Annotated in this window: 13 protein-coding genes and 1 pseudogene; 5 read left to right on the top strand and 9 right to left on the bottom strand. The window is 74.3% G+C overall.

Annotated features, from left to right (window positions below):
* Positions 1–48 precede the first annotated feature (48 nt).
* Positions 49–834 (top strand): class I SAM-dependent methyltransferase, encoded by a 786-nt coding sequence (locus IE225_RS19145; protein WP_190058781.1) that lies wholly within the window; start codon positions 49–51, stop codon positions 832–834.
* Here IE225_RS19145 and IE225_RS19140 read toward each other — a convergent pair.
* The 6 genes and pseudogenes from IE225_RS19140 to IE225_RS34070 all read right to left on the bottom strand — a co-directional run bounded on the left by IE225_RS19140 (position 806) and on the right by IE225_RS34070 (position 6588).
* Positions 806–1984, bottom strand: coding sequence for an LLM class flavin-dependent oxidoreductase (locus IE225_RS19140; protein ID WP_190058780.1), 1179 nt, complete (start codon positions 1982–1984; stop codon positions 806–808). The two genes, IE225_RS19145 and IE225_RS19140, sit on opposite strands and share 29 nt — an antisense overlap.
* A 25-nt stretch (positions 1985–2009) precedes the next feature.
* Positions 2010–3212: an SfnB family sulfur acquisition oxidoreductase gene (locus IE225_RS19135; protein ID WP_190058779.1), complete on the bottom strand. Its 1203-nt coding sequence runs from the start codon at positions 3210–3212 to the stop codon at positions 2010–2012.
* A gap of 5 nt (positions 3213–3217) precedes the next feature.
* A complete protein-coding gene (gene ssuE, locus IE225_RS19130) occupies positions 3218–3772 on the bottom strand; it encodes an NADPH-dependent FMN reductase (RefSeq protein WP_190058778.1) in 555 nt (184 codons plus the stop codon).
* 62 nt (positions 3773–3834) lie between these two features.
* Positions 3835–5105: pseudogene (locus tag IE225_RS19125) on the bottom strand (acyl-CoA dehydrogenase family protein).
* A 53-nt stretch (positions 5106–5158) separates the two neighbouring features.
* Positions 5159–6304, bottom strand: coding sequence for a dimethylsulfone monooxygenase SfnG (gene sfnG, locus IE225_RS19120; RefSeq protein ID WP_190058777.1), 1146 nt, complete (start codon positions 6302–6304; stop codon positions 5159–5161).
* Between the two features lie 206 nt (positions 6305–6510).
* On the bottom strand, positions 6511–6588 hold the full coding sequence (locus IE225_RS34070; RefSeq protein ID WP_350786652.1) for a putative leader peptide: 78 nt from the start codon (positions 6586–6588) through the stop codon (positions 6511–6513).
* A 143-nt stretch (positions 6589–6731) separates the two neighbouring features.
* Here IE225_RS34070 and IE225_RS19115 point away from each other — a divergent pair, with 143 nt between their 5' ends.
* Positions 6732–7670 (top strand): LysR family transcriptional regulator, encoded by a 939-nt coding sequence (locus IE225_RS19115; RefSeq protein ID WP_190058776.1) that lies wholly within the window; start codon positions 6732–6734, stop codon positions 7668–7670.
* Between the two features lie 132 nt (positions 7671–7802).
* On the opposite strand, the gene IE225_RS19110 is transcribed toward IE225_RS19115, so the two are convergent.
* Complete coding sequence (locus IE225_RS19110; protein WP_190058775.1) at positions 7803–7970, bottom strand: DUF8839 family protein; 168 nt, start codon at positions 7968–7970, stop codon at positions 7803–7805.
* Between the two features lie 321 nt (positions 7971–8291).
* On the opposite strand from IE225_RS19110, the gene IE225_RS19105 reads away from it, so the two are divergent.
* Complete coding sequence (locus IE225_RS19105) at positions 8292–8555, top strand: GlsB/YeaQ/YmgE family stress response membrane protein (RefSeq protein WP_190058774.1); 264 nt, start codon at positions 8292–8294, stop codon at positions 8553–8555.
* A 126-nt stretch (positions 8556–8681) separates the two neighbouring features.
* Here the strand turns inward: IE225_RS19105 and IE225_RS19100 are convergent, their stop codons facing one another.
* A complete protein-coding gene (locus IE225_RS19100; protein WP_190058773.1) occupies positions 8682–9608 on the bottom strand; it encodes an NAD-dependent epimerase/dehydratase family protein in 927 nt (308 codons plus the stop codon).
* A 338-nt stretch (positions 9609–9946) separates the two neighbouring features.
* On the opposite strand from IE225_RS19100, the gene IE225_RS19095 reads away from it, so the two are divergent.
* A complete protein-coding gene (locus IE225_RS19095) occupies positions 9947–11548 on the top strand; it encodes an alpha/beta hydrolase (RefSeq protein WP_190058772.1) in 1602 nt (533 codons plus the stop codon).
* A 122-nt stretch (positions 11549–11670) separates the two neighbouring features.
* A complete protein-coding gene (locus tag IE225_RS19090) occupies positions 11671–12225 on the top strand; it encodes a DUF4232 domain-containing protein (protein WP_190058771.1) in 555 nt (184 codons plus the stop codon).
* On the opposite strand, the gene asnB is transcribed toward IE225_RS19090, so the two are convergent.
* The gene (asnB, locus tag IE225_RS19085; RefSeq protein WP_190058770.1) at positions 12198–14039 is read right to left on the bottom strand and encodes an asparagine synthase (glutamine-hydrolyzing); all 1842 of its coding nucleotides are present in this window, start codon (positions 14037–14039) and stop codon (positions 12198–12200) included. The genes IE225_RS19090 and asnB overlap by 28 nt on opposite strands.
* Between the last annotated feature and the right edge of the window lie 226 nt (positions 14040–14265).

Here is a 14265-nt window from a genome sequence, read left to right as displayed (position 1 = left end):
GCCGGCGCGCGGGGCGCCGGCGGGGGGCCGGGCCGGTAGTCTCGGCCCATGCGGGAAGGTTCGGTGGCGCGTTTCTACGACGAACTGGCCGACGCCTACGACCGGCTCTACGCGGACTGGGACGCCGGGGTGCGCCGGCAGGGCGCCGCCCTGGACGCGCTGATCGGCCGGGACGGGTCCGAGGTGCTCGACTGCGCCTGCGGCATCGGCACCCAGGCGATCGGGCTGGCGCTGCGCGGGCACCACGTCACCGGCACCGACCTCAGTGTCCGCGCCGCCGCCCGCGCCGGCCGGGAGGCGGCCCGGCGCGGGGTGCGCCTGCGCACGGCGGCCGCCGACATGCGCCGGCTGCCCTTCCCCGACGGCCGTTTCGACGTGGTGGTCTGCGCCGACAACGCGCTGCCGCACCTGCTGACCGAGGCGGACGTGGGCGCGGCCCTGGCCGAGATGCGCCGCGTGCTGCGCCCCGGCGGACTGCTGCTGGCCAGTACCCGCCCCTACGACGAGCTGCTGCGCGACCGCCCCGCCGCGACGCCTCCCCAGCTCCACGGATCCGCCGGGGACACCGGGCGGTCGGTGGTCTTCCAGGTGTGGCACTGGCACGACGACGGCGAGCGCTACGACCTGGAGCTGTTCCGGCTCACGCGGGGCGGCGCGGGCGGGGAGGAGGACTGGCGGGTGCGGGTGCACCGGGCCACGTACTGGGCGCTGCGGCGGGAGCACCTGGCCGGGCTGGCGGCCCGCGCGGGTTTCCGGGACCCGGTGTGGCGCATGCCGCGGCAGACGGGTTTCTTCCAGCCGCTGCTCACGGCACGTGCTCCCGGGGCGTCCTGACGCCGGGCCGGCTCGCGAACGGCACCTGCGCCGGCGCCGCGGGGCGCCGGCCGTCCGGGTGCCGCCACAGGCCCTCGGCGGCCAGCCGGGGCAGGACGTTCTCGCCGAACCAGTACGCCTCCTCCAGGTGCGGGTAGCCGGACAGGACGAACTCCTCGATGCCGAGGGCGTGGTACTCCTTGATGCGCTCGGCGACCTCCTCGTGGCTGCCGACCAGGGCGGTGCCGGCGCCGCCGCGCACCAGGCCGATCCCGGCCCACAGGTTGGGGTGGATCTCCAGCCGGTCGCGGCGGCCGCCGTGCAGGGCGAGCATGCGCCGCTGTCCCTCGGACTCGCTGCGGGCGAGCCCGGCCTGCACGGCCCGTACGGTGTCGGGGTCGAAGCCGTCCAGGAGCCGGCCGGCCTCGGCCCAGGCGGCGGCGGAGGTGTCGCGGGTGATGACGTGCAGCCGGATGCCGAAGCGCAGGGTGCGGCCGTGCCGCGCGGCCGGCTTCCCGATCCACGCGATCTTCTCGGCGACCTGGGCGGGCGGCTCGCCCCAGGTGAGGTAGACGTCGACGTGCCGTGCCGCGACCTCGCCGGCGGCGGGCGAGGAGCCGCCGAAGTACAGCTCGGGCACCGGGTCGGGCAGCCGGGCCAGTCTCGCGTCCTCGACCCGCAGGTGCTCGCCGTGCAGGTCGACGGTCTTGCCCTCCCACAACTCCCGTACGATCTGCAGGAATTCACCGGTACGGCGGTAGCGGGCGTCCTTGTCGAGGAAGTCGCCGTAGGCGCGCTGCTCGTGGCTCTCGCCGCCGGTGACGACGTTGAGCAGGAGCCGTCCGCCGGTCTGCCGCTGGAAGGTGGAGGCCATCTGCGCGGCGAGCGTGGGCGAGACCAGGCCGGGGCGGAAGGCGACGAGGAACTTCAGCCGCTCGGTGTGCTGGGCGACCATCGCGGTGGTCAGCCACGCGTCCTCGCACCAGGCGCCGGTGGGGGTGAGCACACCGGTGAAGCCGAGGTCCTCGGCGGCGCGGGCGATCTGGCCGAGATAGCCGACCGTCGGCGGCCGGTCCTGTCCGAAGGCGGTGGCGGGGGTGCCGTGGCCGCCGCCGACCACGTGGCGGCTGTCGCCGTTGGTGGGCAGGAACCAGTGAAAGGTGAGGGACACGGGGGGATCTCCGATCGGGACGTGGTCACAGCAGACCGTGCCGGGGCGGGCGCGTCCCGTTCAGCACGTACCGGCCGAGGTGCTGGATCTTCCAGCGGACCGGGTCGTGCAGGGTGTGGGTGCGCGCGTCGCGCCAGTGGCGGTGCAGGTTCAGGGAGTTCAGGGTCGAGCGGGTGCCGGACACCTCGAACAGGGCGTCGGCCAGGGTCACGGCGGTCCCGGCGGCGTGCGCCTTGGCGGCGGCCACGGCGACGGACGCCTCGGCCGCGGTGTCGTCGGTCAGGTGGGCGCGGGCCGCGTCCACCGCGCGGGCGGCCTCCTTCAGCAGCGCCTCGGACGCCCGCAGCCGCAGGGCGAGTTCACCGAAGCGCTGGATGAGCAGCGGGTCGTCGGCGGCCGTCGCGTGTCCTTCGGCGACGCTCTCGAACCACGGGCGGCTCTTGGTCCGCACGAACTCCGCGGCCTCGGCGAGCGCGCCGCCGGCGATCCCGGTGTCGATGGCGGCGTGCAGCAACTGGGCGATGGCGCCGTGCAGTTGGGGGCCCTCGAAGGTGAGGTGGTGCGGCAGCACCCGGTCGGCGGGCACGGGCACGCCGTCCAGGCGCACGGTGCCGCTGGCGGTGGTGCGCTGGCCCATGCCGTCCCAGTCGTCGACGACGGTGAGGCCGGGCGCGTCGCGCGGCACGTAGGCGACGTGCAGCCGGTCGTCCCCGGCGCGTGCGAGCACCGGGATCCAGTCGGCGTACAGGGCGCCGGTGGCGTAGTGCTTGACGCCGGTGAGCACGTAGGAGCCGTCCGGTTGCCGCCGGAGGCGGGTGCGGATGTCCTGCACGTGCCGGGTGCCCGCCTCCGACTGGGCGTTGCCGAACCGGCGCCCGGCGAGCACCTCGGCGAAGAAGAACTTCCGTTGCTGCTCGGTGCCCTGGCGGCGGATGACGTTGACGTACACGAAGTGGCTCTGCGGGATCTGCGCCAGGCTGGCGTCCGCCGCGGCCAGCAGCCGGAAGACCTCCGCCAGGGTCTCCTGCCGTACGTCGGCGCCGCCGTGCCCGGCGGGCACGGTGATCGCCAGCAGCCCGGAGGCGGACAGCCGGTCGACCTCGGCGTGCGGCAGGCGGCGCTCGGCGTCCCGGGCGGAGGCACCGGTGCGGAAGGCGTCGGCGAGGTCGGCGGCGACGGCGAGGGCCTCGGCGTCGTCGGCGATCACGCGGGCGGTGGTGTCGGCCATGGCGGTCAGCTCGCCGCCGCCAGCAGCGGGGTGCGGCCGAGGGCCGCCGCGAACTGGTCGACGACCTGGGTGAGGGCCTCGTCGGCGGCGGCCGCGACGGTCACGGAGCCGTCCTCGTGGACGGTGATGTCCTTGTCGAGGGTGAACCAGCCCTGCACGATGTGGCTCGCGCCCATGGAGGTCAGCACCGGCCGCAGCGCGTAGTCGATCGCCAGGACGTGCGCGGTGGTGCCGCCGGTGGCCAGCGGCAGCACGGTCTTGCCGAGCAGCGCGTACTGCGGCAGCAGGTCGAGCAGGGCCTTGAGGACGCCGGAGTAGGAGGCCTTGTAGACGGGGGTGGCGACGACGACGCCGTCGGCGCGCGCGAACAGCCCGGTGGCCTCGACGATCGCCGGGTGCCGGAAGTCGGCGCCGAGCAGGGCCTCGGCCGGGATCGTGCGGATGTCGAGCGGGACCACCTCGTGGCCCTGCGCGGTCAGCCGGGCGTCCAGATGGCGCAGGAGCCGGGCGGTGCGGGAGGAGGCGGAGGGGCTGCCGGAGACGGACAGGACGGTGGCCATGGAGGCTTCCTTCCTCGAGGGGGCGCCCACGCTCGCGGCGGGCGCCCCGGGGCGGGCGGCAGTCAGGAGTACCAGGTGGGCTCGGGCAGTTCGCCCTCCAGGACCCATCGGCCGACCTCGCGGCGCTTGTAGGCGACCGGGTCGTGCCATCGCAAGGGGCGGCGCGAAGCGCCTCCTTCAGGGGTGATGGCCGGGTGACGGGTGGGCGGGTGCGTACGTTGCGCCAGAAGCGGTCCAGGCCCTCGGCGGAGGCGGTGGAGCGGGCTCCGGTCACCTCGAAGATCCGGTTGGTGACCTCCAGGGCGACGTCGGTGGCGCGGGCCTTGACGGCGGCGACGCGGACCTCGAACTCGCCGCGGGCCTGCTCGGTGACCGCGTCCGGGTCGTCGTGCAGCACCTGGCCCTCGGCGGCGACGGCGTCGGCAAGGGCCTCGACCGCCCACAGCTTGGCGGTGAGGTCGCCGTAGGTGTCGACGACGTACGGCTCGTCGGCCGCGCGCTCGTGGCCGCCGTGCAGCCAGGAGCGGGACTTGGTGCGGGTGTAGGTGGCGGCGGTCTCCAGGGCGCCGGCGGCGATGCCGAGGTAGAAGCTGACGAAGACCAGCTGGATGGTGGGGACGTTGAGCGTGTTGTAGACGCGGGGCCGGAACTCCTTGCCGACGTAGCCGGCCGCGGAGGACCAGGGCGTGCGCACGCCGTCGAGGGTGACGCTGCCGCTCTCGGTGAGCCGCTGGCCGATGTTGTCCCAGTCGTCGTGGAAGGTCAGGCCCTCGCTGTCGGAGGGGACGATGGCGAAGACGTGCTGGTCGGTGCCCTCGAGGACGCCTTCCAGGACGGTGACGTCGGAGACCTTGCTGCCGGTGGAGAAGGTCTTGTGGCCGGTGAAGACCAGGTCGTCGCCGTCCTCGGTGACGACGACGTCGTTGTCGCGCGGGTTGACGGCGCCGCCGAAGAACCAGCGGTTGCGTGCGGCCTCGGCTTCGACGTGCTCCCACTGCTCGCGGGTGCCGACCAGGCGGGCGGCCCAGTTCCACAGGTAGTGGTAGCCGAGGAGCTGGCCGATGGAGCCGTCGGCCTTGGCGACTTCACGTACGACGCGGTAGGCGGTGGTCCAGTCCTGTCCCCCGCCGCCGTGCTCGGCGGGCCCGAGGAGGGTGACCAGGCCGGAGTCCTTCAGGAGCCGGACCTCCGCGTACGGGGTGGCGCCGGCGCGGTCGCGCTCGACGGCGTCGGTGGCCAGGACGGCGGCGACCTCGGCGGCGCGGGCGATCCACTCGGCGGGGGTGGCGGGGGTGGGGCGGGTCTGCCAGTCGGTGGGCGTGGCGGTGCTCATGGGCGTACGGCCTCTTTCGCGGTTCGAGGTGCGGCTACGGGTGCGGGTGCAGGTCAGGCGGAGACGGGCACGGAGGCGGGGCGGGCGCCGCCGTCGGGGAGCTGGGCCTCCAGCTCGCGCACGAGGGGCAGCACGCGGCGGCCGAAGTACTCGACCTCCTCCCGGTAGTGCAGGAAGCCCAGGAGGAACAGGTCGACACCGAGCCGCTTGTAGGCAATAATCCGCTCGGCGATCTGCTCGGGGGTGCCGATCAGGCCGGTGCGGAAGCCGTCGTTGTACTGGACCAGATCCTTGAAGGTGGAGTCCTGCCACATGCCCTTGCCGTCGGCGGTGGAGCGGCCCGCCTGCCGGACGGCGGCGCCGAAGCCCTCGACGGCCTCGGTGTCGGCCTTGGCGACGATCTCGCGGAGGGTCTCGCGGGCCTCGGCCTCGGTGTCCCGGGCGATGAGGAAGCCGTTGAGGCCGAACCTCGGCGGGGTGCGGCCGGCCTCGGCGGTGGACCGGCGGATGTCGGCGATCTGCTCGGTGACGCCGTCGAAGTCCCTGCCGTTGGAGAAGTACCAGTCGGAGACGCGGCCGGCCATGGCGCGGGCGGCGGTGGAGTTGCCGCCCTGGAAGATCTCCGGGTGGGGCCGTCCGGGGGCGGCGAGCGGCTTGGGCTTGAGGGTGAAGTCGCGGATCCGGTAGAAGTCGCCGGCGAGTTCGGCGTGGTCCTCGGTCCAGACGGCGCGCAGCGCGCGGATGAACTCCTCGGAGCGGCGGTAGCGTTCGTCGTGCTCCAGCCAGGGCTCGCCGAGCGCGGTGAACTCGTCCTTGAACCAGCCGGAGACGACGTTGACGGCGAAGCGGCCGCCGGAGAGGTGGTCGGCGGTGGCGCCGAACTTGGCGAGGACGCCGGGGTGCCACAGGCCGGGGTGGACGGCCGCGATGACCTTCAGGCGCCGGGTGGCGAGCAGCAGGGCGAGGCTGAAGCCGGTCGACTCGTGCTGGTACTCGGCGCCGTAGCCGGCCATGTAGCGGACCTGGCTGAGGGCGTAGTCGAAGCCGTTGTTCTCGGCGAGGACGGCGAGGTCGCGGTTGTAGTCGTAGCTCCAGTCGGTGCGCTGCTCGATCCGGCTGGTGACGAGTCCTCCGCTGACGTTGGGGACCCAGTAGGCGAACTTCAGCGGCTGGGCGGGTTTGTGCGGAACGGCGGGCATGCGGAACTCCTGTTGCGGGTGACGGCGAGCGGAAAACGGACGGACGCGGGCAGGGGAATGCGCGGGGAAACACCGAATACGGGCACGGGAAAGGCCGGATTCGGGAAAGGGGTGCTTTCGGGCACACCGGTGCTCACGACCGCACGGTGACGGTCGTACGACGGTGGTACCGAAGGGTGCGGGAAATGCGCGGCGGATCGGCTCGATCAGGCCGCGGCGCAACAGGAGGCGCTGGAGACGCGGGCGAGGTCGACGTGGCGTCGCCGCGTGAGGTCCAGTCGCATCTTCATGCCGTCGATCCTGGCAGCCGGAATCCGCCACCGTCAAGGGAAAGCCGACCGGTCTCGTATCGCGGACCATTGAATTTCACGAAGGCGTGACAGGAAAATCCTTGAACGCGGCGACACGGCGGCCGCATTCTGCGGCGGTGCGAACCGAGCAACTGGAATACATAACGGCCGTCACCCGGTTCGGCTCGCTGCGCCGCGCCGCGGAGGAACTGCGGCTGTCGCAGCCGGCGTTGAGCGAGACGGTGCGCAACCTGGAACGGGAGCTGGGCGTCGATCTGCTGGAGCGCAAGCGGTCCGGGGCGACGATGAGCACGGCGGGCCGGGAGCTGCTGCCGCACATCGTGGCGGTGCTGGAGGCGGTGGACCGGCTGCGGACCGCGGCGGGCGAGCAGCACCGGGTCAGCCGCATGGTGCGGGTGGGCACGGTCAACGCGGCGACCGTGCCGCTGCTCATCCCGGCGGTGCGGGCCTTCCGCGCCGCGCATCCGCACACCCAGGTGGAGGTGGTCGGCGCGCAGCAGACGGACATTCACCGGGCGCTGACGGAGGGCGGGTTCGACCTGGGGCTGGTCAACCACCTGGAGGGCGACGACCTGCCCGCCGCGTTCTCCTCCGTGGAGCTGCTGCGCGGCCGGCCCGTGGTGTGCGTCCGCCCGGACAGCCCGCTCGCCGCCCGGGCCGCGGTGTCCGCACAGGACCTGCTGACCGAGCCGCTGATCGGTATGCGCACCGGCTACGTGATGCACCGGTACGTGCACCGGCTGCTGGGACGGCACGGGCCGTGCTTCGCGTACTCCACGGACGGCGCGGAGATGGGCAAGCTGATGGTGGCGGAGGGCCTGGGAGCGACGGTGCTGCCGGACTTCAGCGTGATCGGCGACCCGCTGGAGCACAGCGGTCTGATCACCCACCGGCCGATCGCCGACGACGGGGCGACGCGGGTGCTGCTGATGCTGCTGCGCCGCCGCGTCGAGCCGGTGCCGCAGGCGGCGCGGGACCTGCACGAGGCGTTCGTGCGCCGGGCGCGGGAACGGGGCGGCACCCTGCCCCGGCCGGAGGCGTCCGGCGGCGCCTGACTCGTGCGCCCGGCGGAAGGACACACGCCGTCCGGATCCGCGTCCCGTGGGGCCGGTCCCATGGGGCCGGCGGCCGGACCGGCCACGCCGGCCGTCCCCGCGGCCGGGCACCGGGGCGGCCGGCGCGGGGGATCAGTCCTCGTCCTGGGCCGGTACCACGACGAGGAAGGCGTCCGACCTGAGGTCCATCACGACCTCCGCGGGTTCGCCCTCGGCGCGGCGCGCCGCCGCGAACTCCTCCGCCGGCCAGGATCCGCGCGGAGACCCCGCGGGGAAACGCCCCAGCACCTTCGCGTCCATAGCGGCAGACACCTCCGGATCTCGCTCCGACTGCAACGACAACGCCGACTCGCGTACCGTTCGCCTGCCCCCGATCTGCGGGGACATGTCCGGTACTCCCGAGGTTCGGCGCGATCCTGCCGTCCTCTCCCGTGCATGGACCGTGCATGGGCCGTGCATGGACACGGACACGGGCGGGCACGGGCCGCGCGGACGCGGGCGACCGGACCGCAAGCGCGGCCGACTGAGGAACGGAGAGCCTTGGCCTCGGTTCGAACGGAGTGTTCGCGCCGCCGGCGGGCACACGGATGCCAACGGGGATGTCGACATAGAGGGGCAGAGATGGAGATCTCCGGCATCATCAGTGCCATCGTCATCGGCATCATCATCGGTCTGCTGGGACGGCTGGTCGTACCGGGCCGCCAGCACATCGGTGTCCTGTGGACGATCGCCGTGGGCATCGTCGCCGCGCTGCTCGGCTCGGCGATCGCCGCGGGGCTGGGCGTGGCCGACACCAAGGGCGTGGACTGGATCGAGTGGCTGATCCAGATCGCCCTCGCCGCCGTCGGCGTCGCCGCGGTGGACCGCGCCAAGGTCCGCGCCTGACCGCGGCGGTACCGCCGCGGGACGCGTACCGCGCGTGCCGCGCGTACCGCGCCCTCGTCCACCGGGCGCGGCGCACCGGGAGCAGACACCGGTGCGCCGCGCCCTTTCACGTGCCCCGGGCCCCGGTCAGCGACCGGCGTGCAGGGCCGCCAGCCCCTCCCGTGCCGAGGGATACGCCGGACGCCAGTCCAGCTCCCGTTCGGCCTTCACCGTGGACACCCGCAGGCTGCTCGACATCACCACGTGCGCGTAGCCCATCGGCCGCAGCAGCCACGACGGCACGGTGAGCGGGCGGGGCAGCCCGAACTCCTCGGCGACGCAGCGCACATGGGCGCCGAAGCCGAGCGGCGTGCGGTCGGCGACGTTGTACGCCTGGCCCGGTCGGCCGCGCTCCACGGCGGCCACCACCGCGCGGGCCGCGTCGGTGAGCTCCACCCACGGCAGGACCCGGCCGCGGTCGGCGGTGACGGGCAGCTGCCTGCGGCGCAGCAGCGACAGCAGCGCCTCGGTGCCGCCGGGGCCGTAGAACAGCCCGAAGCGCAGCGCGACGCCCTCCAGGCCGGGCGTGTTGAAGGTGAGGCGCTCCTTGGTGCGCATGGCCGCGAGGTGCCGCTCCAGTTCCGGGGTGGCGCCGGGCGGCCCGAAGGGGTCGTCCTCGGTGAGCGGGCGCTCGCCGAAGTCCCCGTAGCCGTACCCGAACACCATCGACTCCGCCACGAAGCGGCGGGCGCCGGTGGCCAGCGCGGCCTCGATCAGGTGCGCGGTGCCGTCGGTGCGCAGCGCGTCGGTGGCGTGCATGTCGCGGTGGCGCAGGGGCGGGCGGCGCAGGGCGGTCGCGGCGTGGATCACGGTGTCGAAGCGGTGCCCCTCGACGGCCCGCAGCAGGGCGTCGCGGTCCAGCAGGTCGGCCCGGATCTCGTGGACCGGCCCGCGCCCGAGACCGGTCACCTTGTGACCCGCCTCGGTCAGGGCCCGGGCGACGTGCCGGCCGAGGACGCCGCCGGCGCCGGCGAGGAGGATGCTCTGGGATCGGGTGGTGTCGTTCGTGCTCATACCCGTGCGACGTAGCGGGCGGGCCGGGATGTGACATCACCGGTCTTGCGGGCCCTTCCCGGCATCTCCGTGGGGGGCGCGGCGGGCAACCGGCCGTGCGGGACGCCGGTGGCCGCCGCGGACGGCGCCCCGCGCCGACCGGCGTCCCCCGCCCGGCCCCGGCCCTGCCGGGGCGCACACGCCCGGCGCCCGCCCGGTGCGGAGGATGCATGAGGGGGGCGCGGAGGATACAGGGCGCTTCTCCCGTCCGCCCGCCGGGAGGCGAGGCCCCGGCGACGCGCTTATGGTGATCGGGAGCGCGGTTCCCCGGTCCGCGGCCGAAGGTCCTGGAGGCGTCGATGCAGGCCATGCAGCCGGCGCGGCCCGCCACGGTGCGGCGCCGCGTCCTCACCGGAGCCGTCACCTCGGCCGTGATCTCGGTGGCGGCCGTGGCGGTGCCGGCCGCGGGACCCGCCGCGGCCGGTGAAGGGGACGGGCCGGACCTGTCGCGCTTCTACCGGCAGAGGATCCAGTGGGCGGCGTGCGAGGGCTCCGGCATGCCGAAGGACCTGCAGTGCGGGAAGGTCACCGTGCCCCTCGACTACGCCCACCCGCAGCGGGCCACGCTCGATCTGGCGGTGGCCCGCTACCGGGCGACCGGGAAGCGGCAGGGCTCGGTGGTGCTGGACTTCGGCGGTCCGGGCGGTCCCGGCGTGGCCGAACTCGCCGCGAACGGCGGGGACTTCATGGACCTGACGAACGGTTACGACGTGGTCGGCTTCGACCCGCGCGGCGTCGGCCGCTCCTCCCCCGTCAGCTGCGGCGACACCCCCGGCGGCGCCCTGGGCGCCGTGGCCGGCGGCGACGCGGTGCGCGACCCGGGGACGGTGCTGGAGCAGCTGCGCAGGGCGGCCGCGGAGTGCGCCCGGCACTCCGGCCCCGTCCTGCGTCACATCGGCACCGTGAACGTCGCCCGCGACCTGGACGTCATACGGCAGGCGCTGGGCGACCGGAAGCTCAACTACCTCGGCTTCTCCTACGGTTCGCGGCTCGGCGCGGTCTACGCGGCCCAGTTCCCGCACCTGGTGGGCCGGATGGCGCTGGACGGTGTGGACACCCTCACCGAGCCGCTCGCCGAGCAGGGGCTGGCGGGCGCCGAGGGCCAGCAGCGGGCCCTGGACGATTTCCTGGACTGGTGCGTGAAGGACATCGCCTGCCCCCTCGGGCAGGACCGGCGCACGGCCGGGGAGCAGATGGTCCGGCTGGTGCGCTCCCTGTACGAGGAGCCGGTGCCGACCGGTCTTGGCGCGCGGTTCACCGGCCAGGACCTGGTGGCCGCCCTCGGCCGGGGCCTGTACAGCAGGCGGCTGTGGCCGCCGCTGGAGCGGGCCCTGTCGGCGCTCGTCGACGACGGCGACACGCGCGGCGTCGAGGCCTTCGCCTCCGGCGGCGCCGGCCTCCCCCGCCGTGACCGGGCGGGCGACGGCGGGCTCGTCGACCCCGAGGACGTGCCCGCGGACAACCTCCCGGCCGCCCTGATGGCCGTGGACTGCGCCGACGACCCCGACCGGCCCGCCGCCGCCGACCTCGCCCGGCAGCTCGGCCGGCTGCGCGCGGCCTACGAGCACGCTTCGCCGGTCTTCGGCCGCCACCGGCTCGCCCAGGTGCTGATGTGCCACGGCCGTCCCCCGGGCACCGACTTCATCCGCACGCGGGTCAAGGACGTGCGGACGCCGAAGCTGCTCCTCGTCGGCACCCGCGGCGACCCGGCCACGCCGTACCGCTGGGCCCTGGAGACGGCCCGCCGGCTCGGCCCGTCGGCGGTGGTGCTCGACAACCGGGGCGACGGCCACACCGGGTACGGCTCCTCCACGTGCGTGCACCGCAAGGTCGACGACTTCCTGCTGTACGGTTCTCTGCCGGCCGACGGCAGCTCCTGCCCGCCGGACGAGGAGGGGTGAATCCCGTGCCGGACACGCAACCCCTTCCCTGCCTCACCGGTCACACCGGTGGGCGCCCCGTCGGCGCCGCACACGTGCCCCGGCACGTCTCCCACCCGTGCCCGAGACAGAGGGAACCCGGCATGCGCTTCCGCACCACCACCGCTCTCCGCACCGTCACCGCCGTGTGCGCCGCCCCGGCCGCCGCGGCGGCCCTGCTGCTGTCCGCGCCGCAGAGCCGGGCCGTCGCCGCGCCCGGGCCGTGCCCGGCCGGGGTGCTCGCGCTGCGGGCGGCGGCCGCGCCCGCCGACGCCTCGGTGGTGCGCGTCCGCGTCACCAACCGCGGCGTGCGGGCCTGCACCGTCGACCGCGTCCCGACCGTCACCTTCGGCGACCTCGACGGCGCCGCGCTGCCCGTGCCGGCGGGCGGGAGCGGCCCGTACCGGCTGGGCCCGGGCCGCACGGCGTACGCCACCGTCCGCACGGTCGCCGACCCGGCGGACCCGCAGGTCCGCCGGGTGGACGCGCTGACCGTCTCCGCCGATTCCGCCGACCCGGGGCGCACGTTCACCGCGGCCCGGCTGGGGGCGGGGGACGTGATCCGGGTGTGGGAGCCGGTGACCACGTGGTGGCACCGCACGCAGGCGGCCGCCGACCGGGCGCTGGGCCTTCAGCCGAGCACCACCTCCGGCTTGTAGAGGTCGAGCCACAGGGCCAGGTCGAGGGTCCGCTCCAGGCCGTGCCGCGCCGCCTGTGTGATGACGGGCGTGTCGCGGTGGGCGACCCGGCGGACCCGCTCCGGGTCGACGAGGTCGAACACCGGGTGGGAGGGCCGGGCGAGCAGTTCCTTGGCCTGGTCCTGCAGGGCGAGCGCGTACTTGGGGTCCTGCGTCGACGGGTAGGGGCTCTTGACCCGGTCGTAGACGGACCTCGGCAGCAGGTCCGCGGTCGCCTCGCGCAGCAGGCTCTTCTCCCGGCCGTCGAAGGACTTCAGCGCCCAGGGGGTGTTGTAGACGTACTCGACGAGCCGGTGGTCGCAGAACGGCACCCGGACCTCCAGGCCGACTGCCATGCTCATGCGGTCCTTGCGGTCGAGCAGGACGCGTACGAAGCGGGTGAGGTGGAGGTGGCAGATGCGCCGCATCCGGTACTCGAAGTCGCTCTCCCCGTCCAGGCGCCGCACACCGGCCACAGCCAAGCGGTAGGCGTCGGCGGTGTAGCCCTCCAGGTCCAGGCTCCGCAGCAGGTCGGGGCGCAGTACCTCGCCGTCGTCGCCGAAGTCGCGGCGGAAGCGCACCAGCCACGGGAAGGTGTCGGCGCGGCGCGCCTCCTCGTCGAAGAACTGCAGGTAGCCGCCGAAGACCTCGTCGGCGGACTCGCCGGACAGCGCGACGGTGGAGTGCTCGCGGATCGCCCGGAACAGCAGGTACAGCGAGGCGTCCATGTCGCCGAGGCCGGCGGGCAGGTCGCGGGCGCGGACGACCCGGCCGCGCACCTCCGGGTCGGCGAGGGACTGCGCGTCCAGGACGATGTCCTGGTGTTCGGTCCGCGCGGTGCGCGCCACGTCGTGCACGAACGGCGTGTCGGGGGTGGCGCGCAGTTCGTCGGCGACGAAGTTGTCCGCCTGCCCGACGAAGTCGACGGCGAAGCTGCGCACCTTCTCGCCGTGCTCGGCCAGTTGCCGGGCGGCGAGCGCGGTCATGGCGGAGGAGTCCAGGCCGCCGGAGAGCAGGGTGCAGCGGGGCACGTCGGCGACGAGCTGGCGGCGCACGATGTCCTCCAGCAGCGAGCGCACGGTGGCGATGGTGGTGTCGCGGTCGTCGGTGTGCGGCCGGGTCTCCAGCGTCCAGTAGGCGCGGGTGCGCAGGCCGGTGCGGTCGACGGTGACGACGGTGCCGGGCTCCACCTCGCGCATGCCGTCCCACACCGCGTGGCCCGGCGTCTTGACGAACGTGAACAGCTCGCGCAGGCCGTCCAGCCGCACCCGGGCGGGGGCCAGCGGGTTGGCGAGGATCGCCTTGGGCTCGGAGCCGAACAGGACGCCGTCGGCGGTCGGGTAGTAGTAGAACGGCTTGATGCCCATGCGGTCGCGGATCATCACGAGCCGCTCCCGGCGGGCGTCCCACACGGCGAAGGCGTACATGCCGTTGAGCCGCTCGGCGACGGCCTCGCCCCACTCCAGGTAGCCGCGCAGCACGACCTCGGTGTCGGAGTCGGTGGTGAAGCGGTGGCCGCGGCCGGCCAGTTCGCGGCGCAGCTCGGTGAAGTTGTAGGTCTCACCGGAGTAGACGAGGGCGACCGTGCCGTCCGGGGTCTTGGCGGTCATCGGCTGCCGCCCGCCGGGCAGGTCGATGATCGCCAGCCTGCGGTGCCCGAGGGCCGCGGGGCCCTGCACCCAGGTGCCGTGGTCGTCGGGGCCGCGGCAGGCCATCGTCTCGGTCATCGCCTCCACTGCCGCGGCCTCGGCGCGCAGGTCGCGGTCGAAGGAGACCCAACCGGTGATGCCGCACATGCGTTACCTCCCGTCCACTCGTCCGCGGAAGGCGACTTCCGCCTGCGCGTTCGCAGGCATGTCCGGCCTCCCGCCGAACAAGTTGTATAAAGCATCTATATGACGAGCCTGTGGCACGCCGGACGGGTCGGTCAACGCGGCCGCCACACCACGCGAATGATCATGCTCGTACTTTCGGCCGTCCTTTGCCCGCGCTTTCGGACCCCCGCGCGCCCGCGCCCGGGGC

The sequence above is a fragment of the Streptomyces echinoruber genome, assembly GCF_014651135.1.
Taxonomy (GTDB): Bacteria; Actinomycetota; Actinomycetes; order Streptomycetales; family Streptomycetaceae; genus Streptomyces; species Streptomyces echinoruber.
This window is presented reverse-complemented; position numbering and strand designations above follow the sequence as displayed.